Genomic DNA, 20449 nt, shown 5'->3' with positions numbered 1-20449 from the left:
CGAGGAGTGAGCCGGGTTTGCGAGCACCGCAGTCGCGAACGAAGGAGGGCTCATGAGCAACGGCAACGGCTGGACCGGGCCGGTGCTGGTGACCGGCACGGACACCGAGGTGGGCAAGACCGTGGTGACCGCGGCGATCGCCGCCGCCGCGCAGGCCGCCGGGCTGCGGGTCGCGGTCGTCAAGCCCGGCCAGACGGGTACGGCCACCGGCGAGCCCGGCGACGTCGACTCGGTGAGCCGGCTGGCCGCCCCGCTCACCGGCCGCACCCTGGCCAGCTACCCGGACCCGCTCGCCCCGCTCGCCGCGGCCCGGGTCGCCGAGCTGGAGCCGCTGGAGCTCTACACCGCGGTCGACGCCATCCGCGAGGAGGCCGACAAGCACGACCTGGTGCTGGTCGAGGGGGCCGGCGGGCTGCTCGTACCCATGGGGCTGCGCCCGTCGGGCGAGCCCTGGACGGTGGCCGACCTGGCGGTGTCGCTGGGCGCCCCGGCCGTGGTGGTGGCCCGCGCCGGGCTGGGCACGCTCAACCACACGGCGCTGACCCTGGAGGCGCTGGAACGCCGGGCCATCCCGGCCGGCGTGGTGATCGGCGCGTGGCCGGGCGAACCGGAGCTGGTGCACTGGCTGAACCTGTCCGACCTGGTGCCGAACCTCCTGGGCGCGGTGCCGATGGGCGCCGGCGGGATGGACCCGGGCGTGTTCCGCCGGTCCGCGCCGGGCTGGCTCACCCCGGCCCTCTACGGGGTGCTCGACGACTGGCGCGCCTGGGCCGAGGAGATCAGCTGAGGACCTGACTTTCGTCAGTGCCCCCTCCGGCCGCCCGTGGGTAGCCTGGCCGCCGTGGAACCGCCGCGAACCCCGCCGCCCGTCCGGCGCCGGGCCGGTGACCTGCTGCTCTGGGCCGTGGTCGCCGCCCCGGTGGCGTACGCCGGGCTCACCCCGCCGTGGCCGCGCCACGCCGTGCCGCTGCTGGTCGGCTCGCTGGCGCTGCTCGGCCTCGCGGTGGCGTTCGGCCGCCGGTGGCCCCTCGCGGCGCTGCTGGCCGTGGTGCTCGGCTCGCTGGTCGACGGCAACTTCGTCTTCGGCATCCCGGTGTTCAGCTACCTGGCCGGCCGGCGCAGCGCCCGCGCGGGCCGGGTGGCGGCCGTCTTCGGCGCCATCGCGGTCGCCGGCACCGCGGTCAACCTCGGGCTGCTCGGCACCAACCCGGAGACCTGGTTCCTGCTCGCCTCGGTGCTGCTGTTCGCCGGGGTGTTCCCCTGGCTGCTCGGCCGGCTGCGCCGGCAGCAGCGGGCGCTCGCCGAGGCGGGGGAGCGGCACGCCGAGGCCGAGGAGCGGGAGCGGCGGGACGCCGTGGAGCGGGTACGCCTGCGCGAGCGGGCCCGGATCGCCCAGGACATGCACGACTCGCTGGGGCACGACCTGAGCCTCATCGCGCTGCGCGCCGCCGCGCTGGAGCTGGCCGCCGACCTGCCGCCCGCCCACCGGGACGCGGCCGGGGAGCTGCGGGCCAGCGTGTCCGCCGCCACCGAGCGGCTGCACGACATCATCGGCGTGCTCCGGGAGGAGCGCTCCGGCTCGCTGCGGCCGGCCGGCGAGACGGTGGCCGAGCTGGTCGACGGCGCCCGCGACGCCGGCATGGCGGTCGAGCTGGTGGACGGCGCCCGCGACGCCGGCCTGGCGGTCGAGCTGCGCGCCGACCCGGACGGCGTGGCCCTGCCGCCGCTCGTCGCGCACGCCGTGCACCGGGTGGTGCGCGAGGCGCTGACCAACGCCGCCCGCTACGCCCCCGGCGCCCCGGTGACCGTCACCGTCGACCGGACGGGCGGGGCGGTGGCGGTGTCGGTCGTCAACGGGCGGGCGCCGGCCGGACCGCTGCCGGGCCCGGCGTCGCACGGTTCGGGGCTGCTGGCCCTGCGCGAGCGGGTCCGCCTCGCCGGGGGCGTGCTGGACGCGGGTCCTCGGGACGGAGGCTTCGCGGTGACGGCTCATCTGCCGCTGAGGGCTGCCCTGGCGCCCGCCGACGCCGACCGATCCGGCGGCCGGGCGGTGCCGGCCGCGGCCGGTCCCGGCGACGGGCGATCGGGCGGCCTGAGGACCGGATCCGACGTCCTCGCCGTGCCGGCCGGGGTCGGTGCCGGCGACGGGCGATCGGACGGCTGGGCGGTCGGCCGACGCGACGGCTTCCCCGGGTCGGCCGACGAGCCGGATGACGGCCTCGGGGATGACGGCTTCCCGGATGACGGCAGGACCGGGCGCGCGCCGGGCGACCGGCCCGGTGACGCGGCGCGGCGGCTGCGGGAGGCCCGGCGGCGGGCCCGGCGCAGCCTGCTCGTGGCGTTCGGCGCCCCGGCCGGCCTCGCCCTCGTGCTCGCGCTGGTCTACTACCCGCTCGCCACGGCGGGCGCGGTCCTCGACCGGTCCGGCTTCGAGCGGCTGCGCCTCGGCGAGGAGCGGGACGCCCTCGGGCTGCCCCGCCGGCAGGCCGACCCGCCGGCCGAGGCCGCCACCGCCGGCTGTGAGTTCTACACCGACGGAAACTTCCCGTTCGCGGAGCCGACCTGGCGGCTCTGCTTCACCGACGGCCGGCTGGTCAGCAAGGAGCGGATCGCAGGGTGAGTGAGGAACACGGGCGGCCCCTGCGGGTGGTGCTCGCCGACGACGAGGCGATGGTGCGTGCCGGGGTGCGGGCCATCCTGGCCGCCGACCCGGGCATCGAGGTGGTCGGCGAGGCGGGTGACGGCCACGCGGCCGTGGAACTGGTGCGGGCGCACCGGCCGCGGGTGGCGCTGCTGGACATCCGGATGCCCCGGCAGGACGGGCTGGCCGCGGCGGCGGAGATCCGGCGGCTGGTGCCGGAGACCGCCGCGGTCATGCTCACCACGTTCGGCGACGACGACCTGATCGCCCGGGCGCTCGGTCACGGTGCGAGCGGGTTCCTGCTCAAGTCCGGCGACCCGCGGGAACTGCTCGCCGGCCTGCGGGCGGTGGCCGACGGCGGGGCGTACCTGTCGCCGCGGGTGGCGCGCCGGGTCATCGCGCTCAGCGGTGGCCGGCTGGCCCGCGGCCCGTACGCGCGGGACCGGCTGGCCGGGCTCACCGACCGGGAGCGGGAAGTGCTCGCCCTGGTCGGGGCGGGGCTGTCCAACGCCGAGATCGCCCGCCGGCTGCACCTCGTCGAGGGCACCGTGAAGAGCTACCTGACCAGCATCTTCACCCGGTTGGACGTGCGCAACCGGGTGCAGGCGGCGATCCTCGCGTACGAGGCGGGGCTGGTCCCGCCGGCCGGCTGACCAGCCCCGCCCCGCTCACGCGTCCCGGCGGCGCAGCGCCCAGCGGCCCAGCGCCAGCGCGGCGACGGCCCAGCCGGCGAGCACCAGCAGGCCGACCGCCGCCGGGTAGGGCTCGGTGTCCCCGGCGAGGAAGTGGTTGCCGGCCACCCCGGGGAACGCGTCGGCGATCCGGGTGAGCACGGTGATGCCGGGCTCCTGGAGCGACAGCGGCACGATCATGAGCAGCGCGAACAGCACGGTCAGGGTGAGCACCGCGCCGCGCAGCGCCGCCGCCAGCCCGAGCGCCAGCACGCTCAGGAGCGCGAGGTACGCGGCCGAGGCGACCACGTCGGCCACGGTCCCGCCGAGCGGGGCCCGGCCCCACTCACCGAGCACCGGCCGGGCGACCGCCGCGCCGACCGCGCCGATGAGCAGCCCGGTCAGGAACGTCACGGCGCCGACGACGGCCGCCTTGGCCGCCAGCACCCGCCCCCGGGACGGGGTGCAGCGCAGGGTCGTCCGGATGGTGCCGGTGGCGTACTCGCTGGTGATCGCGAAGAGGCCGAGGGCCAGCACGACGTACTGGGTGAGTTCGAGCGCGCCCGCGACGATCTCGCCGACGTCGACGATCCCGGGGTTGACGGTCGGGTCGTCGTCGGTGTTCGCGTTCACCGCGTAGATGGCGAGCTGGCCGGCGGCGGCCGCCATGGTCACCACGGCGGCCAGCAGCGTCCACCAGGTGGAGCGGACCGACCAGAGCTTGGTCCACTCGGCGGCCACCGCCCCGGTGAACGGGCCGCTGGTCGGGGCGGGCCGGGACGCCGGCCGGGTCGGGGTGACGGTGGGCACGGCGGTCATCGGGTCTCGCCTCCGGTCGGGCCGGCCGCGTACTCCACGCTGCCGGCGGTCAGTTCCAGGAACGCCTCCTCCAGCGAGGCGGCCACCGGGGTCAGCTCGTGCAGCCGCACCCCCAGCTCGTACGCGAGGTCACCGACCCGGCCGGCCGTGACGCCGGTGACGGTCAGCCCGCCCTCGTCCGGGCTGACCGCCGCCCCGTCGGCGGCCAGCCGCGCCCCCAGCGTCGCGAGGCCGGCCGGCTCGGGTCCGCGTACCCGGACCGAGCTGGCCGGGCGGGCGGCGATCAGGTCGGCGAGCGGCGCGTCGGCGACGAGCCGGCCCCGGCCGAGCACCACCACCCGGTCGGCGGTCTGCTGCATCTCGCTCATGAGGTGGCTGGAGATGAGGACGGTCCGTCCCTCGTCGGCGAGGCCCCGGGTGAACCGGCGGATCCACCGCACCCCGTCGGGGTCGAGCCCGTTCACCGGCTCGTCGAGCAGCAGCACCGGCGGGTCGCCGAGCAGCGCCCCGGCGATGCCGAGCCGCTGGCCCATGCCCAGCGACAGCGCCCGTCCCGGCTTGCCGGCGGCCCGCTCGTCCAAGCCGACCAGGTCGAGCACCTCGTCCACCCGACGCGCCGGGATGCCGTTGCTGCGGGCCATGGCCAGCAGGTGCGCCCGCCCGGAGCGGGCCGGGTGCACGCCGGTGGCGTCGAGCAGCGCGCCGACCTCGTGGAGCGGATACCGCAACTGCCGGTACGGCCGGCCGTTCACCAGGGCCTGCCCGGCGGTCGGCCGGTCCAGCCCGAGCACCATCCGCATGGTGGTGGACTTGCCCGCGCCGTTCGGGCCGAGGAAGCCGGTCACCTGCCCCGGTCCGATGTCGACGGTCAGGTCGTCGACCGCGGTGGCCGCGCCGAACCGTTTCGTCAACGCACGAATTGTGATCATGCGTTGACGGTAGGCAGCGGGGTGGGTGGCGCGCCGCCACCGAACGGCAGCGCTCCACCCTGACTTTCGTCAGGTCCGGCGGACCACGAACGCGTCGGGCATCCGGAAGGTGAGGTTGTCCGGGCACCACGGCGGCCGGACCACCGTCACGCCGTCGAGCAGCGGCGCGGCCTCGGCCACCACCACGGCCGCCTCCATCCGGGCCAGCTGCGCCCCGACGCACCGGTGCGGGCCGGCTCCGAAGGCCAGGTGCCGGCGGGAGCCGCGCTGCCCCGGCCGGAACTCGTCGGGCGCGGCCACCACGGCCGGGTCCCGGCCGGCCCGGGCCAACCAGGCGACGATGCTGGTGCCCGCCGGCACGGCCACCTCGCCCAGGGTGGTGTCCACGGCGGCCACCCGCCGCCAGGTCACGATCGGCGGTTCCAGCCGCAGCCCCTCCTCGACCACGTCGGACACCGCCACCTCGCCCGCGCGCAGGCCGGCCCGCACCGCCGGTTCCCCGGCCAGCCGGTGCAGCAGCAGGGTGAGGAACTGGGAGGTGGTCTCCTGGCCGGCGACCAGCAGGAAGAAGAGCGCGCCGACCACCACGTCGGGGGAGTGCCCGGCGGCGCGCAGCCGGGCGGCCAGCCCGCCCCCGGTGGCGGCGAACGCGCGCAGCACGGTGTGGAACCGGCCCACCTCGGCGGCGAGGGCGAGCTGACGCGCGGAGTCGAGCGGCGCCCAGAACAGCTCCAGGGCGGCCCGCGCGAAGTCCTTGACCGCGCCCACCGGGGCGTCCGGCAGCTCGACCAGCCGGGCCAGCACCAGCAGCGGCAGGTCGGCGGCGAGTTCGGCGTACAGGTCGACGGGCTCGCCCGCGGTGAGGGTGGCGGCGAGCCGGGTGACCCGCTCCCGCACCAGGTTGGTCAGCCAGGGCTGCTGCGCGGCCACCCGGCCCGGGTGCAGGGCGTCGGCGACGATCGCGCGGATCTCCGGATGGCTGGCCGCCGCGTTGTTCGCGAGCGTCGGCGGCAGCCGGAACCGGTGCCCGGCGAGCACCCGCAGCGCGGCCACCGGGATCGGGGTCACCGCGTCGAGCGCGTTGTCCGGCCGGAACGTCGCCGGGTCGGTGAGCAGCCGCCGGACCAGGGCGTGCCGGGTCACCACGAGGTGCGGCACGCCGACGTGGTCGACCACGGTGGCCGCGTCGGGCCACGGCCCGTCGACGGACTCGCCCCAGCCCCGGAACAGCACGGCGTCACGCTAGCGGGCGGCTCCCGGCGGAGCCGGGTCCAGCTCCCACACGGTGGTGTTCTTCACCCGTACGCTCTCCAGCGCCTCCGGCACCGGCACCTCGTAGGCGGCCAGCTCGTGGAAGCGCTCGCGGGGCAGGAACGCCCGGCCGGGGTCGCCGACCAGCACCCGGGCCCCGGACCGGGCCGCCCGGAGCAGGAAGCGCAGCACCCGGCGGGCCATCGCCTCGCTGTAGAACACGTCTCCGGCCAGCACCACCTCGGCGTCCCCGGCGTCGCCGTCCAGGATGTCGCCGAGTTCGGCGTCGACGCGTACCCCGTTGGCCTCGGCGTTGAGCGCGACGGCTGCGACGGCCCGCTCGTCCACCTCGACGGCCCGGACGGCGGCCGCGCCGCACCGGGCGGCGGCGATGGCGACCAGGCCGGAGCCGGAGGCCAGGTCGAGGACCCGGCGGCCGGCGACCAGCTCGGGGTGGTCGGTGACGTAGCGGGCGAGGGCCTGGCCACCGGCCCAGGCGAACGCCCAGAACGGCGGCGGTTGGGCGCTGTGGAACTCGCCCTCGGTCAGCTCCCAGAGACCGATCGGCTCGTCGGCCTGGTGCAGCCGCACCTCGGGGACGAAGGCGACCGGGGTGAGCCGGGCGTGCAGCCGGACGAAGGCCGCGGACAGATCGGACACCGGGTGATTCTGTCGTACGCCCGGAGGCGGCCGGCGGGCGATCCCGGGCGTGTCGCGGCGGCGGCGTGACCGGTTCACCACGCTCGGTGAGAAGGGGCCCCGGTGTTGGCGGTCCGTGCGAACACGCCCGTCTACCGGCGCACCGTCCCCGCTCATAGCGTTTCCGGGTGGACGCGGCCGACGGGAGGAGACGGTGGTGAGCGGGTGGCGGTACGCGCTGCGGATCGGGGTGGTGCTGACCTGCCTGGCCGGGGCCGGGCTCGGCGGGGCCGTGCCGGCCGGAGCGGCGGCAGCCTTCTCCACCGAGCTGAGCGGGCTGCCGGACCAGTTCACCGCCGGCGACCGGGTGGAGACCCTCTCCGCCGTGGTGTCCCGCACGGACGGGGGCGGCTGCGTCAAGGTGCGCTGGTCGATGCTGCTGCGGGTGCAGGGCCTGCGGTTGGACCAGGTCAAGGTGGACCGGGTGGAGGACGACGGATCCTTCCCGCTGGAGGTCCGGACCGAGGGGGACACGGCCCGGCTGACCGACCGCGACCTGGACCCGGGCGTGCTCTGCCCGGGCCGCACGGTCACGGCCCGCTACCGGGTGGCCTTCGCCGAGGACGTGGCCCGGGGGCGGGTGAGCTTCTCCGCCGAGGCGTACGACCAGGGGTTGCGCCTGCTGGCCCGGCAGACCGCCGACCGCCGGGTGGTGGGGGAGGAAGCCACGGCCGCGCCGACCGAGGCGACGCCGGAGCCCACGGAGCGCAGCGCCGAGCCGACGGACCCGGCCACCGAGGAGCCGGTGGCGGAGGAGCCGTCGAGCGAGGCGGCGGTGGTCGAGCCCCCGCCGCCGGGCGCGGCGGGCCGGCCGGTCGCCACCTCGGGCGGCTTCGGCGTGGTCCAGGTGGCCTTCGTCCTCGGCGGGCTGCTGGTGTTCCTCGGCGCGGGGCTGCTGCTGCGGATGCGGCGCCTGCTGCGCCCCGCCCGCCGGGTGCCGGAGTTCGAACGGCCCGCCCGTCGGGGCTGGTGACCGCACTTTACAAAAATCAGCCTCTTGTAAACCGCCGTGCCGCCTGCCACAGTCTGGGCAGGAGTTCACGGATCGGAGGCTGACGATGGGCACCGACACCGTCCCCTGGCGGGACACCCGCAAGCCGCTCTGGCCGCTCGCCCTGCTCGTCCCCGCGCTGCCCTTCCTCGGCTGGTCGCTCTGGCACGCCACCGGCGCCGGCTGGGCCTGGTGGCTCACCCCGGCGGTCGTCTTCGGCGTCATCCCCGTGATCGACCTGCTCATCGGCGACGACCGGGAGAACCCGCCGGAGGAACTGGTGCCGGCGCTCCAGGCCGACGGCTACTACCGCTGGCTCACCTACCTCTACCTGCCGGCCCAGTACGCCGCCCTCGTGCTCTGCTGTGCCGTGTGGACCCACGGCGGGCTCTCCTGGGCGGCCGCCGCCGGCCTGGTCGCCACCATCGGGGTGGTCGACGGCATCGCCATCAACACGGCCCACGAGCTGGGCCACAAGCGGGAGGCGGCGGAACGCTGGCTGTCCCGGATCGCCCTCGCGCCCGCCGGGTACGGGCACTTCCACGTCGAACACAACCGGGGGCACCACACCCGGGTGGCCACCCCCGCGGACCCGGCCAGCTCCCGCCTGGGCGAGACGTTCTGGGCGTTCTGGCCGCGTACGGTCTGGGGCAGCCTGCGCTCGGCCTGGCGGCTGGAGAGCAGCCGCCTGCGCCTCCGGGGCCGCAGCCCGTGGACCTGGCGCAACGACGTGCTGAACGCCTGGGCCATGACGGTGCTGCTCTACGCCGTGCTGGCCGTCGCCTTCGGTCCCGGGGTGCTGGTCTTCCTGGCGCTCCAGGCGGTGGTCGGCTTCTCGCTGCTGGAGGTGGTCAACTACCTGGAGCACTACGGGCTGGCCCGGCAGCGGACGGCCGCCGGCCGCTACGAGAAGGTCGACCCGCGGCACAGCTGGAACAGCGACCGGACGGTCACCAACGTCTTCCTCTTCCAGCTCCAGCGGCACAGCGACCACCACGCCAACCCGCTGCGCCGCTACCAGACGCTGCGCAGCTTCGACGCCTCACCGCAGCTGCCCGCCGGCTACGCCACCATGGTGGTCGCCGCGCTGCTGCCGCCGGTCTGGCGGCGGGTGATGGACCACCGGGTGCTCGCCCACTACGGCGGTGACCTGGAGCTGGCCAACGTGCACCCGCCGGCCCGGGCCGGGCTGCGGCGGCGCGGTGCCGCCCGTGCCCGGCAGGTTCAATCCAGTTGAGCCGGTTCCAGGCCCAGCTCGCGGGCCGCGACGAGGCGGACCCACTCGGCGATCTGCCGGCGGGTGATCACCCGCTCGTGCACCGCGAGCTGCACGGCGAGGCCGTCCATGACGGCGCTGATCCGCCACGCCGCGCCGGCCGGGTCGGGGCAGTCGAAGGTGCCGTCGGCCACCCCGTCGGCGATCACCGCGGCCAGGTCCCGCCGCCACCGCAGGTCCAGCCGGCGGGACAGTTTCTCCAGCTCCGGGGTGCGCAGCGACTCGGCCCACCCGTCGATCCACATCGACCAGGAGGTCGACCGGCCGGTCGGGGCGTAGAGGCGGAGCATCCGGCGCAGCTTGGCCAGCGGCGGGGCGCTGGAGCGGATCACCGTGTCGAGCCGGTTCAGATCCTGCTCGACGGCGTAGGCGAACGCCTGGGCGAGCAGCCGGTCCTTGGTGGCGAAGTGGTAGAAGACCAGGGCCTGGCTCACCCCGGCGGCCTCGGCCACGTCGGCCGTGCGGGTGTTGGCGAGTCCCCGTTCCGCGATCACCTCACAGGCCGTGCGCAGCAGCGCGTCCAGGCGGATCTCGGCGGCACGTCTCGTCACGCCGTTACCGTAGCCCATCCGAGTGACCACGAGGAGTTACCGAAGCGGCCGGTCGAGCGCACGACAGTCGGATCCCGGACAGTGCGTCCGGGGCGACAATCCGCAGGTCCCCGCCCTGCCCCGACCATTGATCAGCTTCCGCCCAGGCTCCTAGGAAGCTTCAGGCACCGCAAACCCCGTCACCCGGACGCGCCCGGAAACGGGACCCGATTTGGCAACCGTTCCCGGGCTCGGCTAAAGTTCTCATCCGTCACCGGATAACACCGGGGGCACGCGGACGTAGCGCAGCTGGTAGCGCATCACCTTGCCAAGGTGAGGGTCGCGGGTTCGAATCCCGTCGTCCGCTCGGAGATGCCGCCACGCATGTCGGGGGCAACCTCGGTGGAGTGGCCGAGAGGCGAGGCAACGGCCTGCAAAGCCGTGTACACGGGTTCAAATCCCGTCTCCACCTCGGCAGTTGACGAGGGCGATTGGCGCAGTGGGAGCGCGCTTCCTTGACACGGAAGAGGTCACTGGTTCAAACCCAGTATCGCCCACCAGCGGAAAAGGTCGTGTCGATCATTCGACACGGCCTTTCCTGTTTCCCCGTCACGCCGACGCGCCCAGCAGCGCCTCGGCCACCGCCGTCCGGCTGCTCAGCAGCGACCGCCCCTGCCGGTGCGTCACCACCAGGCCGGCCGCCCGCAGCGCGGTGAGATGCTGCGACACCCCGGCCGGGGACAGCCCGGTGCGCCGGGCCAGCTCGGTGGTCGACCGCGGCGCGTCCAGCGCGGCGAGCAGCCGCGCCCGGCCCCGCCCGAGCACCGCGCCCAGCGCGTCCGGGGCCTCCGCCGGGCACTCCCACAGCCCGCCGATCCCCCGCGCCGGGTAGGCCAGCTGCGGGACGTCGCCGGCCGAGATGCTGAGCACCGACGGCCAGACGAACACCGAGGGCACCAGCACCAGCCCGCGGCCGTCCGGCACGTCCGGCGCGGCGCAGTGGCGCTGGCTGATCAGCAGGGCGTCACCCTCCCAGCGGACCCGCTCGTGCAGGTCGTTGAGGAGCCCCGCCGCGCCGTCCTCGGCCAGCCGGCGGGCCCGGTGGAACACCTCGGCGTCGAGGACCGCCCGGATCCGGGGCCAGTCGCGGGCCACGGCCACCCGCCAGTACGCCGCGATCTCGTCGGCGAGCCGGCGCAGCCCGGCCTCCGGGTCGGCGTACAGGGCGGCCACCGCCGCCGGCCGCGGCCCGGGACACAGGTCGAGCTGGAGGCGGATCGTGTCGGCCGGGGTGGCGCGGAGCACGGCCAGCTCCTGATCCAGGTCCGGCGTGAGGCCGGCTGGCGGCGGGGTGAGGAAGTCGGGCAGGTAGCCCGGCGCGGGCGGGACCAGGTGCCCGAGCAGGCCGGCGCCCGGGTCGAGCAACCCCACCTCGGCCAGCCGCGGCCGGACCCGGTTGGCCCAGGGCAGGTGCAGCGCGTGCCGGCCCGGGTCGCGGAGCACCCGGACGCCGGCCATCACCTCCCAGAGGCAGGACAGCGCGAAGCGGACCCGTGCCACGCCGCCCGCCGACAGCCCGATCGCGACCACGCCGTCCCCCGTCGTTTCAGCCAGGACTGAAACATTACGGCCGCCGGCCCCACCCCCGGAGACTGGGCGGGTGAACGAACAGCACACCCGAGCCCTGCACCTCCGATTCCTGCACGTCCCCGGCGAGCCGCTGGTCCTGGTCAACGCCTGGGACGCGGCCAGCGCCCGGATCGTCGCCGCGGCCGGCGCCCGCGCCGTGGCCACCACGAGCGCGGGCGTCGCCTGGAGCCGCGGCGTACCCGACGGCGACGCGCTCGGCCGCGAGACCGCCGTCGACGTCGTCCGCCGCGTCGCCGCCGCGGTGCCGCTGCCGGTCACCGCCGACATCGAGTCCGGGTACGGCGACAGCGCCGACGAGGTCGCCGAGACGGTGGCCGCGGTGCTGGCGGCCGGCGCCGTCGGCGTGAACGTCGAGGACGCCCGCCATGACGGCGGCGGGCCACTGCGCCCGGTCGAGGAGCAGTCCGCCCGGCTGGCCGCCGTCCGGTCCGCCGCCGACCGGGCCGGCATCCCGCTGTACGTCAACGCCCGCGTCGACACCTTCCTCCGCGGGGTCGGCGGGATCGAGGAGACCGTGGCGCGGGCCGGGGCGTACCTGGCCGCCGGAGCGGACGGGATCTTCGTGCCCGGGGTGGTCGACCCGGACACGGTGGCCGCCCTGGTCGCCGCCATCCCGGCGCCGCTGAACGTGCTGGCCGGACCGGGCGCGCCGCCCGTGTCGGCGCTGGCGAAGCTCGGGGTGGCCCGGGTCAGCCTCGGCTCCGCGGTCGCCGAGGCCGCGTACGCGGTGGCCCGGCGGGCCGCCGAGGAGGCGTTCACCACCGGGACGTACGGCGCGCTGGCGGGCGCGCTCGACTACGGCACGCTGAACGAGCTGATGCGCTGACCGGGTACGCGAACGGGGGCGCCCAGCGGCGCCCCCGTCACACCCGATCGGGGCCGATCAGCTCCGTCGACCCCGGCAACCCGGTCACAGCGGCGGGGTGACGTCCCGGCGCTCCTCGGCCCGGCGGTACTCGACCGGCTCGGCGGTGGTGACCACCTCGCGGCGGCGGCCCCAGACCAGGGTCGTCATGATCAGACCGAGGACGCCGGCCGCCATCAGGATCCAGCCGACGACGTCCAGGTCGACCCCGCCGACGCTGGCGTTCAGCGCGAAGGTGAGGATCGCGCCGACCGCGATCAGGAAGATGCTCGTTCCGATACCCACGACAGCCTCCTTCGGGGGATTGTTGTGCTGTCGCAGCAGTCAGTACCCCCGCGACGAGCAGCGCAATCGCCCGGCTGTGACGGCGGTCACCCGATCGCGGCCCCGGGGCGCGCCGGGGCCCAGCCACGCGGCGATCTTGTCATCGGGTACAGTTGCAGTCGTCGCCGGCGCGAGCCGGTGACAACGCGGACGTAGCGCAGCTGGTAGCGCATCACCTTGCCAAGGTGAGGGTCGCGGGTTCGAATCCCGTCGTCCGCTCGCGATCCGCCCCCTCGTGGGCCGACCGTTCCCGGGCGATTGGCGCAGTGGGAGCGCGCTTCCTTGACACGGAAGAGGTCACTGGTTCAAACCCAGTATCGCCCACCAGCTTTTTGAGCAGCGAGAAGGCTCGTCACCGCACGCGGTGGCGGGCCTTCTCCCTTACGGATGGCCGCGGCGGACGGATCGGACGGTCCGGCCGCCGCCTCGCCGCCGGCCACTGGCCACATCGGTCGCCCGGCCACACCGAGGACCTGGTACGGATCCGCCCAACGGGTTATGGAGCCGCTGGCCCGCAGCGTGACAGGGTGATGGCCCGTGGAGCTGGGAGGCGATCGTATGCGGTCAGTCAGGCAGGGACGGTGGCGGCGGACAGCCGCCCGGCTGGGCGTGGCCGCCCTCTTCGTGGCCACGGGGGTGGCGCTCGGCGCCTCGCCCGCGCAGGCGACCGCCACCCGGACCGTCGCGTTCTGGAGCATGGACGAGCCGGCCGGTTCGACCGTGCTCAAGGACAGCAGCGGCAACGGCCGCAACGGCGCCGTCGGCGCCGAGGTCGTCACCGGCGCCCTCTACGCCGGGGCCACCGGGCACCGGTTCGCCACCCACCTGCCCACCGACCAGGAGTACGTCCCGGGCCACGTGAACGTGGTGGCGCACACCACCGACTTCAACCCCGACGCCGGGGACTTCTCGTTCAGCATCCGCTACCGCACCACGTACTCCTTCGGGAACATCCTCCAGAAGGGACAGGGCGCGACCGTCGGCGGCTACTGGAAGTTCGAGGCCCCGGGCGGCAAGCCGAAGTGCCTGTTCCGCGGCGGCGACGGCGCCTCCCGCACCGGCTACACCGACGTGCCCATCTCCGACGGGCAGTGGCACACGGTCACCTGCAACCGCACGGCCGCCTACGTGGAGATGTACGTCGACGGGGTGCGGACCAGCCGGCTGAACGGGCCGACCGGCACCATCGCGAACACCAAGCAGCTCTCCATCGGCGGCAAGAGCCAGTGCGACGGCGTCGAGGTCACCTGCGACTACTTCGCCGGTGACATCGACTACGTGAAGATCCTGAAGGGCTCGGGCGGCCCGGCCAACCAGCCGCCGGTGGCGCAGCTCGTCCCGTCCTGCTCCGGGCTGGTCTGCACCTTCTCCGGTGCCGGGTCCACCGACGCCGACGGCGCGATCCAGGACTACCGCTGGGCCTTCGGCGACGGGTCCACCACCGACACCGTCTCCGTGCCGACCACCTCGCACACGTACGCGACGGCCGGCACCTACCCGGTCACCCTCACGGTCACCGACGACCGGGGCGCCACCGGCACGGCGACCGTCGACGTGACCGTCGCGCCGGTGCCCGAGCGGATCTCCTTTGTCGGCCAGGCCACCGCGAACGCCAACTGGACCAGCCACGCGGTGACCGTGCCGCCGACCGTCCAGCCGGGCGACACCCTGCTGCTCCTGCTCAGCCAGAACACCCACACCGGCACCGGCGAGCCCACCGGGGTGACCGGCTGGACCCGCCTCGACCGGCTCGACGGCGGCTTCGCCACCACCACCGCCTGGTGGAAGGTCGCCGCCGCCGGGGACGCCGGAACCTCGGTACGCGTCGCCCTCGACAGCCAGGCCAAGGGCAACCTGGTGGTGGCCGCGTACCGGGGCGCTGCCCCGAGCGCGCCGGTCTTCGCCCGGGCCACCGACCCGGCCAGCACTGCCACGCGCACCACTCCGTACGCCCCGGTGACCGCCGAGCAGAGCTGGGCCGTGTCGTACTGGCTGCACGGCGACGCGGCGTCCACGGCGCTCACCCCGCCGGCCGGCGTCGAGGTCCGCAGCAACAGCTCCCAGACCGGCGGCGGACGGGTGACCGCCCTCCTCGCCGATTCCGGCAGCAGCGTGCCGGCGGGCACCTACGGCGGCCTGGCCGCGGTGGGCGCGGCGGCCAGCACGACCACCACGACCTGGACGTTCGTCCTGCCTCCGGCCTGACCCTGGAGACGCCGCTGGCCGGCACCCCGTGTTGGGGGTGCCGGCCAGCTTGCGTGGCTCAGCTGTTCCAGTGCTGGGCGACGATGTCGGTGGCCTGCTGCTCCCACTGGGCGTAGGCGTCCGGGTAGGCCGAGACCTGCACGGTCTGCGCGGCCTCGGTCAGCGGCATGCTCTCCCAGCCGTCGACCTGCTTGAGGCCCTTGAGGAAGGCGAGGGTGGAGTACTCGGGGTTGGTGATCTGCTCCGGGGTGCCCCAACCGCTGGTCGGGCGCTGCTGGAACAGGCCCAGCGAGTCGTGGTCATTCTTATCGCCGAGGTGGCCCAGGTTCTCCAGCTTCGACTCCTGCAGGCTCGTCGCGATCGAGATGACCGCGGCCCGCTCGGGCAGGCCGGCCTTCTTCGTCGCCGCGATGATCGCCTTGGCGTTGGCGGTCTGCTCGTCGTTCAGGTCGATGTGCGACTGGGCGCCCTGCACACTCACCGCCACCGGCCTGGTGTCCACCGGCTCAGCAGCGTGGGCGGCGATCGGACCGGCGAAGACACCACCGGTGAAAGCCAGACCAGCAATACCCAGCACGCTCTTACGCAGCATCGTGTTCATCAGGGATGGCTCCATTCGGGGGTCGGCGCACACGCCGATGGGGGTCGGCTGTGTGTGCGCAAGCACCGTCAGGCGCTCAAGAAAGTCTTAGGGGGATCATCCGGCGCGCGGGGCGGGGCCTCTTCGTCGCGCCGGGACCATGTACAACGACCGGCGGGCCACCGTCATTCCCGGCCGGGCAGTCCCGCCTCGCGGGGCGGTCGCTCTCGGCGGGTCACCCCGGGAGGCGGGGCGTGGTCCTCCGTCGTTCACCCGGATACAACGACCCCGGCCCGCGGGCCATTCCACCGTCGGGATGCCACCGGTCACACGGCGAAACGGACATCCCGCCCAGGCGGACACGGTCGGTGGAACGGTATGGAGGTATCCCGGCCCCGGAGACACACATAGCGTTCCACTCACCGCCCGTGCAGGGCACGAACCGGACACTCACCCCACACCGTGGCTGCCTGCGTGGCCGGCTACGAACGTGATGACGTAAACGGATCGGCGCGGTGGGCCGCCCCAACCGTCTCCGCGCCGGTGCCTGTCGAGCTGATGTAGAGAACGACTCAACGGCCAGACGCGGGCCAGGCAGCCCGCCCAACCACCGGCCCCACTCAGCCAATGGTCCACCGGCCCGGCCCCCTTTGCTCTGCAGCCACGGACGCAACAACTCCGGACCGAGGCCGCTGCGTGGATGGCTGCAGAGCAAAGGCGACGGCGGCGGCTTCTGCCCTCGGCAGATCCGCTCACCGTGAACACCGTTCACTGGAACGGCCCGTGGGGGGCAGGGTGGGACGCATGAGACTTCTGATGCTGGGCGGTACGGGATTCGTCGGCGGGGCCGTGGTGTCCGAGGCGGTACGCCGCGGCTGGTCCGTGACGGTGTTCAACCGGGGGCTGCACGGCAACGTGCCCGAGGGCGTACACCGGTTGCGGGGTGACCGCACCGCGCCGGGCGGGCTGGCGGCGCTCGCGGACGGCGAGTGGGACCTGGTGGTGGACACCTGGGACGGGGCGCCCCGGGCGGTCCGTGACACGGCGCGCGCGCTGAGCGGAGCCGTGCCGCACTACGTGTACGTGTCCAGCGGCTCGGTCTACGCCCCGCCGGTCGGTCTGGGCACGGCGGAGGACGCGCCGGTGTTCGCGGCCGAGGCCGACGCGGGCGACGGGGACTACCCGCACAACAAGGCGGGCGGGGAGCGGGCCGCCGTGGAGGTGTTCGGCGACCGGGCGCTGCTGGTGCGGGCCGGGCTGATCCTCGGGCCGGGCGAGGACATCGGACGGCTGCCCTGGTGGTTGCACCGCGTGGCGCGCGGCGGGGAGGTGCTCGCTCCCGGCCCGCGTGACCTGCCGGTGCAGTACGTCGACGCACGGGACCTGGCGATCTGGCTGCTGGACCGGGGGGTCGAGGGCGCGGGTGGGGCGTACAACGTGGTCAGTCGGAGCGGGCACACGACGATGGGCGAGCTGCTCGACGCGGCCGTGGCGGTGACCGGCGCCGACGCGACGCTGCGCTGGACGGAGCCGGATGGGCTCCTGGCGGCGGGCGTCGAGCCGTGGAACGACCTGCCGATCTGGATCCCGCGCGGGCACGAGTACCGGTGGTTGCAGGAGCGGGACGTCGAGCGGGCGCACGCGGCGGGCCTGGTCTGCCGGCCGGCGGCCGAGACGGTTGCCGACACCTGGCGCTGGCTGCGCGAGGTCGGCGAGGTGCCGGCCCGGGCGGGTCGCCCCGCGCGGGCGGCGGTCGGTCTGGCGCCGGAGCGCGAGGCCGCCCTCCTGGCCGCCCTACCGGCCTGACCACGGAGCCGACCACCCGGGGCCGACCACCCGGGGCCGACCACCCGGGCCGGCCACGGGGTCGGTCCCCGGCGGTCAGCGCACCGCGGGCAGGTCGAGCACGTCGTCGACCGGGCGGCGCGGGGTGGTGCGGCCGGGCTGGCCGAACCCGATCCGCATCACCATCTGCGGCGTGCCGAACCGGCCCAGGGACAGTCGCAGGGCCTCCCGGGCTCCGGGCACCTCGATCGGCTGGGAGAGCATCGACACGGCCAGCCCGGCGTCGGTGGCGGTGAGCAGCACCCGTTGCAGGGCCTGCCCGGCGACGACCTGGTCGGTGGCGGTGTTGCCGGTCGAGCCGAGCACGGCGACCAGCGGTTCCGGTTCGTAGTCGCGGCCGGGGGCCCGGTCGCGGCCGCCGAAGCCGCGCTGCGGCAGCAGGTCCTGCGGTTCGCTTCGCGGCCCGCCGGCGGCGGCCGGCACGCCGTCGGGGGACTGCTCGGAGCGGATCCACCGGGTGCGCTCGCTGACGTACGTGGGGTCGCGTTCCAGCACCCGGTGGGCGCTGCGGGCGATCTCGGCGAAGGCGTTGACGGCGCTGGCGCCGATGACCAGTTCCAGCCAGCACTGCTCGGCGCGCGCGGCCTCGCCCAGGCGCCAGCGCGCGTCGGCGGGTACCGGGTCGGGCCAGAAGGGCGCCCGGTTGCTGAACCGGCGGGCGACAGCGCCGTGCAGGCTCTGCTCGGTGGGGGTGGGGCGGCGCGGCCCGTCGGGGACGAGCCGGGCCACCACGTCCGGTTCACCGGGGTACGGGCGGAGCCGGACGGCGGCCGGCGTGCCCGCCACGGCGAGGGCCAGCCGCAGGTTGAACAGGGCCGCTCCGCACGCGATCCGGGCGCCCCAGCCGCTCGGGTCGGTGGCCGGCAGCCGGCGCAGCGGGTCGACGGCGAGGTCGATCCCGCCGTCGACGAGCCGGAACCGCCACGGCTGGGTGTTGTGCAGCGACGGTGCGCGTACCGCGTCCGCGGCGGCGGCCCGCAGCTGCGTGGCGGTGTAGCCCGTGGTCATGGCGTTGCTCCCTTCGTGCGGGCCGCCCGGCCGGCCGGTCCATCCCCACGGTCCGTCCGGGGGCGGGGTGGTGAGCAGGGCCGGAGGTCCCCACCTGGGCGGGTCCGTCTGCCCAGCCCGGCGTGTGACGGTCGGGACCTTCGGCCCGTGCGGGGCGTCCGGGCGGAAGGGTAGAAAGGACGGATGATCCGGGTGTTCCTGCTCGACGACCACGAGGTCGTCCGTCGTGGCCTGGCCGACCTGCTGCAGAGCAGCGGCGACATCGAGGTGGTCGGCGAGTCCGGCTCCGCGCAGGAGGCGTCCCGCCGCATCCCGGCGGTCCGCCCCGACGTGGCGATTCTCGACGCGCGGCTGCCCGACGGCAACGGCATCGACGTGTGCCGGGACATCCGCGCCGTGGACTCGTCGATCAAGGGGTTGATCCTCACCTCGTACGAGGACGACGAGGCGCTCTTCGCGGCGATCATGGCGGGGGCCGCCGGCTACGTGCTCAAGCAGATCCGCGGCACCGACCTGGTGGACGCGGTCCGGCGGGTGGCGGCCGGGCAGTCCCTGCTCGACCCGGCGATCACCACGCGGGTGCTGGAGCGGATCCGCAGCGGCGTCGAGCAGCCGCGCGAGCTGAAGTCCCTCACCGAGCAGGAGCGGCGGATCCTGGAGTACGTGGCGGAGGGGCTCACCAACCGGGAGATCGCCGGCAGGATGTTCCTCGCCGAGAAGACGGTGAAGAACTACGTGTCCAGCGTGCTGGCCAAGCTCGGCCTGGAACGGCGGACGCAGGCCGCGGTGCTGGCCACCCGGCTCCTCGGCAAGAACCACTGAGCTATTGGGCCACTGAGGCGCCCGGCGCCCCGCCCGCTCAGTCGCGCAGCGGGACGCTCCACCGCAGCTCGGTGCCGTGCGGCGTGACCCGGCCGAGCCGGAAGTCGCCGCCCAGCCGCTCGGCCCGCTCGCGCAGGTTCACCAGGCCGCTGCGGGCCGCCTCCGGGTCGCAGCCCACCCCGTCGTCGGTGACCGTGACGCTCACCCACCCGGCGTCGACGCGCACCCGCACCGACACCCGGTCGGCGTGCGCGTGGCGTACCGCGTTGGAGAGCGCCTCGCGGAGCACGGCGGTGAGTTCGGGGCGGAGCTGGTCGGGGACGGCGCTGTCGATCGGGCCGATCAGTTCCAGGTCGGGCCGGTGGCCCAGCGACTCGGCGGCCACCTCGATCGCCTCGCGGATCTCGGTGCGCAGCGCCGCGCTCATCGGGGTGCGCAGCTCGAAGATGGTGCGGCGGATGTCGCGGATGGTGGCGTCCAGGTCGTCGACCGCCTGGTTGATCCGCTTGGCCACCTCGGGGCGGGCGTTCATGGCCCCGCTCTGCAACTGCAGGCCGGTGGCGAACAGCCGCTGGATCACCACGTCGTGCAGGTCGCGGGCGATCCGCTCGCGGTCCTCCAGGACCACGAGCAGTTCCCGCTCCTCCTGGCCCCGGGCTCGTTCCATGGCCAGCGCGGCCTGACCGGCGAAGCTGCCCAGCAGGGCCAGGTCGTCCTCGGCGGCGGGACCGCGGTCGGGCCGGTGCGCGATGACCAGCACGCCGTGCAGGGTGTCCGCCGCGGCGAGGGGTGAGACGACCGCCGGTCCGGCGACGACCGGGTGTGACCAGGGGGCGGCTTCGGCGAGGTTCTCCAGCAGCTCGTGACGGCGCTCGGTGACCGAGCCGACGAAGGTGGTGTCGTCGGCCGGGAGCACCGCGCCGACCAGCTTCCGGGCGGCGCTGTCGTCGGCGCCGTCGACCACCTCGACGGTGAACTGGCGCTCGTCCTCGTCGTAGAGCAGCACGAGGGCCAGCTCGGCCCCGGCGACCTCCCGGGCCCGCCGGGCGACCAGGGTCAGCGCGTCGGTGCGGCGGACCTCCCCGAGCAGCACCGAGGTGATCTCGGCGGTCGCGGCGAGCCAGCGTTCCCGCCGGTGCGCCAGCGCGTAGAGGCGGGCGTTCTCGATGGCCACGCCGGCCGCCGCGGCGAGCGCGACCACGATCTCCTCGTCGTCCTCGGTGAACTCGGCGGCGCCCTGTTTCTCGGCGAGGTAGAGGTTGCCGAAGACGTGGTCGCGGATCCGCACCGGGACGCCGAGGAAGCTGTGCATGGGCGGGTGGTGCGGCGGGAAGCCGTAGGAC

At 75.1% G+C, this 20449-nt stretch carries 19 protein-coding genes and 5 tRNA genes; 14 read left to right on the top strand and 10 right to left on the bottom strand.

From position 1 onward, the window contains the following. Positions 1-52 precede the first annotated feature (52 nt). Genes bioD through F8274_RS14855 form a run of 3 tightly spaced genes read left to right on the top strand, consistent with a single transcriptional unit; the run spans position 53 to position 3294 of the window. Positions 53-787, top strand: a complete 735-nt coding sequence (gene bioD / locus F8274_RS14865) for a dethiobiotin synthase (protein ID WP_151462973.1) — start codon at positions 53-55, stop codon at positions 785-787. A 54-nt stretch (positions 788-841) separates the two neighbouring features. Continuing rightward, positions 842-2620 (top strand): histidine kinase, encoded by a 1779-nt coding sequence (locus tag F8274_RS14860; protein WP_151462971.1) that lies wholly within the window; start codon positions 842-844, stop codon positions 2618-2620. After that, positions 2617-3294 (top strand): response regulator transcription factor, encoded by a 678-nt coding sequence (locus tag F8274_RS14855; protein WP_151462969.1) that lies wholly within the window; start codon positions 2617-2619, stop codon positions 3292-3294. The genes F8274_RS14860 and F8274_RS14855 overlap by 4 nt, the downstream gene beginning before the upstream one ends. Positions 3295-3309: 15 nt before the next feature. Here F8274_RS14855 and F8274_RS14850 read toward each other — a convergent pair whose 3' ends face one another. From F8274_RS14850 to F8274_RS14835, 4 genes are all read right to left on the bottom strand, one after another. Further along, positions 3310-4131 carry an ABC transporter permease gene (locus tag F8274_RS14850; RefSeq protein ID WP_151462967.1) on the bottom strand — a complete coding sequence of 274 codons (822 nt, stop codon included), beginning with the start codon at positions 4129-4131 and terminating at the stop codon, positions 3310-3312. Continuing rightward, on the bottom strand, positions 4128-5060 hold the full coding sequence (locus F8274_RS14845) for an ABC transporter ATP-binding protein (RefSeq protein WP_151462965.1): 933 nt from the start codon (positions 5058-5060) through the stop codon (positions 4128-4130). The genes F8274_RS14850 and F8274_RS14845 overlap by 4 nt, the downstream gene beginning before the upstream one ends. Positions 5061-5129: 69 nt before the next feature. After that, positions 5130-6293, bottom strand: coding sequence for a cytochrome P450 (locus tag F8274_RS14840; protein WP_151462963.1), 1164 nt, complete (start codon positions 6291-6293; stop codon positions 5130-5132). 9 nt (positions 6294-6302) lie between these two features. Further along, a complete protein-coding gene (locus tag F8274_RS14835; RefSeq protein ID WP_151462962.1) occupies positions 6303-6971 on the bottom strand; it encodes a methyltransferase in 669 nt (222 codons plus the stop codon). A 196-nt stretch (positions 6972-7167) separates the two neighbouring features. Between F8274_RS14835 and F8274_RS14830 the strand changes: the two genes are divergently transcribed. Together F8274_RS14830 and F8274_RS14825 are read left to right on the top strand one after the other, a co-directional pair. Then, a complete protein-coding gene (locus tag F8274_RS14830) occupies positions 7168-7983 on the top strand; it encodes a hypothetical protein (RefSeq protein WP_151462961.1) in 816 nt (271 codons plus the stop codon). A gap of 85 nt (positions 7984-8068) precedes the next feature. Next, complete coding sequence (locus F8274_RS14825) at positions 8069-9238, top strand: alkane 1-monooxygenase (RefSeq protein ID WP_151462960.1); 1170 nt, start codon at positions 8069-8071, stop codon at positions 9236-9238. Here the strand turns inward: F8274_RS14825 and F8274_RS14820 are convergent. Next, on the bottom strand, positions 9226-9828 hold the full coding sequence (locus F8274_RS14820; protein WP_151462959.1) for a TetR/AcrR family transcriptional regulator: 603 nt from the start codon (positions 9826-9828) through the stop codon (positions 9226-9228). The two genes, F8274_RS14825 and F8274_RS14820, sit on opposite strands and share 13 nt — an antisense overlap. A 273-nt stretch (positions 9829-10101) precedes the next feature. Here F8274_RS14820 and F8274_RS14815 point away from each other — a divergent pair. From F8274_RS14815 to F8274_RS14805, 3 genes are all read left to right on the top strand, one after another. Continuing rightward, positions 10102-10174 (top strand) — tRNA-Gly (locus tag F8274_RS14815). Between the two features lie 34 nt (positions 10175-10208). Next, positions 10209-10279, top strand: a tRNA-Cys gene (locus F8274_RS14810). A 13-nt stretch (positions 10280-10292) separates the two neighbouring features. Then, positions 10293-10367 (top strand) — tRNA-Val (locus F8274_RS14805). 49 nt (positions 10368-10416) lie between these two features. Here F8274_RS14805 and F8274_RS14800 read toward each other — a convergent pair. After that, complete coding sequence (locus F8274_RS14800) at positions 10417-11397, bottom strand: DUF5937 family protein (protein ID WP_225853799.1); 981 nt, start codon at positions 11395-11397, stop codon at positions 10417-10419. A 70-nt stretch (positions 11398-11467) separates the two neighbouring features. Between F8274_RS14800 and F8274_RS14795 the strand changes: the two genes are divergently transcribed. Beyond that, positions 11468-12283 carry an isocitrate lyase/phosphoenolpyruvate mutase family protein gene (locus tag F8274_RS14795; RefSeq protein ID WP_151462958.1) on the top strand — a complete coding sequence of 272 codons (816 nt, stop codon included), beginning with the start codon at positions 11468-11470 and terminating at the stop codon, positions 12281-12283. 84 nt (positions 12284-12367) lie between these two features. Here the strand turns inward: F8274_RS14795 and F8274_RS14790 are convergent, their stop codons facing one another. Next, positions 12368-12607: a DUF6458 family protein gene (locus F8274_RS14790; protein ID WP_151462957.1), complete on the bottom strand. Its 240-nt coding sequence runs from the start codon at positions 12605-12607 to the stop codon at positions 12368-12370. Between the two features lie 185 nt (positions 12608-12792). Here F8274_RS14790 and F8274_RS14785 point away from each other — a divergent pair. The 3 genes from F8274_RS14785 to F8274_RS14775 all read left to right on the top strand — a co-directional run bounded on the left by F8274_RS14785 (position 12793) and on the right by F8274_RS14775 (position 14851). Further along, positions 12793-12865 (top strand) — tRNA-Gly (locus F8274_RS14785). A gap of 33 nt (positions 12866-12898) precedes the next feature. Then, positions 12899-12973, top strand: a tRNA-Val gene (locus F8274_RS14780). Between the two features lie 231 nt (positions 12974-13204). Further along, positions 13205-14851 (top strand): PKD domain-containing protein, encoded by a 1647-nt coding sequence (locus F8274_RS14775; RefSeq protein ID WP_151462956.1) that lies wholly within the window; start codon positions 13205-13207, stop codon positions 14849-14851. Positions 14852-14909: 58 nt separating this feature from the next. On the opposite strand, the gene F8274_RS14770 is transcribed toward F8274_RS14775, so the two are convergent. After that, positions 14910-15452, bottom strand: coding sequence for a hypothetical protein (locus F8274_RS14770; protein WP_151462955.1), 543 nt, complete (start codon positions 15450-15452; stop codon positions 14910-14912). 783 nt (positions 15453-16235) lie between these two features. Here F8274_RS14770 and F8274_RS14765 point away from each other — a divergent pair. Next, a complete protein-coding gene (locus F8274_RS14765) occupies positions 16236-17237 on the top strand; it encodes an NAD-dependent epimerase/dehydratase family protein (protein WP_151462954.1) in 1002 nt (333 codons plus the stop codon). A gap of 75 nt (positions 17238-17312) precedes the next feature. Here F8274_RS14765 and F8274_RS14760 read toward each other — a convergent pair whose 3' ends face one another. Continuing rightward, complete coding sequence (locus F8274_RS14760; protein WP_151462953.1) at positions 17313-18284, bottom strand: nitroreductase; 972 nt, start codon at positions 18282-18284, stop codon at positions 17313-17315. A gap of 183 nt (positions 18285-18467) precedes the next feature. Here F8274_RS14760 and F8274_RS14755 point away from each other — a divergent pair, with 183 nt between their 5' ends. After that, positions 18468-19106 (top strand): response regulator transcription factor, encoded by a 639-nt coding sequence (locus F8274_RS14755; protein WP_151462952.1) that lies wholly within the window; start codon positions 18468-18470, stop codon positions 19104-19106. A 37-nt stretch (positions 19107-19143) separates the two neighbouring features. Here F8274_RS14755 and F8274_RS14750 read toward each other — a convergent pair. Further along, positions 19144-20449 (bottom strand): GAF domain-containing sensor histidine kinase (locus tag F8274_RS14750; protein WP_151462951.1); only part of this gene is annotated, 1306 nt, incomplete at its 5' end.

This window comes from Micromonospora sp. AMSO31t, assembly GCF_008868175.1.
Classification (GTDB): domain Bacteria; phylum Actinomycetota; class Actinomycetes; order Mycobacteriales; family Micromonosporaceae; genus Micromonospora.
Note: the sequence above shows the minus strand (reverse complement) of the source record. Positions and strands in the feature narration are given on the sequence as shown.

Bases quoted from the DNA above. Each gene is read 5' to 3' on its own strand.
- bioD (WP_151462973.1), top strand. From the start codon at position 53: ATGAGCAACGGCAACGGCTGGACCGGGCCGGTGCTGGTGACCGGCACG.
- F8274_RS14850 (WP_151462967.1), bottom strand. From the start codon at position 4,131: ATGACCGCCGTGCCCACCGTCACCCCGACCCGGCCGGCGTCCCGGCCC.
- F8274_RS14845 (WP_151462965.1), bottom strand. From the start codon at position 5,060: ATGATCACAATTCGTGCGTTGACGAAACGGTTCGGCGCGGCCACCGCG.
- F8274_RS14825 (WP_151462960.1), top strand. From the start codon at position 8,069: ATGGGCACCGACACCGTCCCCTGGCGGGACACCCGCAAGCCGCTCTGG.
- F8274_RS14775 (WP_151462956.1), top strand. From the start codon at position 13,205: ATGCGGTCAGTCAGGCAGGGACGGTGGCGGCGGACAGCCGCCCGGCTG.
- F8274_RS14770 (WP_151462955.1), bottom strand. From the start codon at position 15,452: ATGAACACGATGCTGCGTAAGAGCGTGCTGGGTATTGCTGGTCTGGCT.
- F8274_RS14765 (WP_151462954.1), top strand. From the start codon at position 16,236: ATGAGACTTCTGATGCTGGGCGGTACGGGATTCGTCGGCGGGGCCGTG.
- F8274_RS14760 (WP_151462953.1), bottom strand. From the start codon at position 18,284: ATGACCACGGGCTACACCGCCACGCAGCTGCGGGCCGCCGCCGCGGAC.
- F8274_RS14755 (WP_151462952.1), top strand. From the start codon at position 18,468: ATGATCCGGGTGTTCCTGCTCGACGACCACGAGGTCGTCCGTCGTGGC.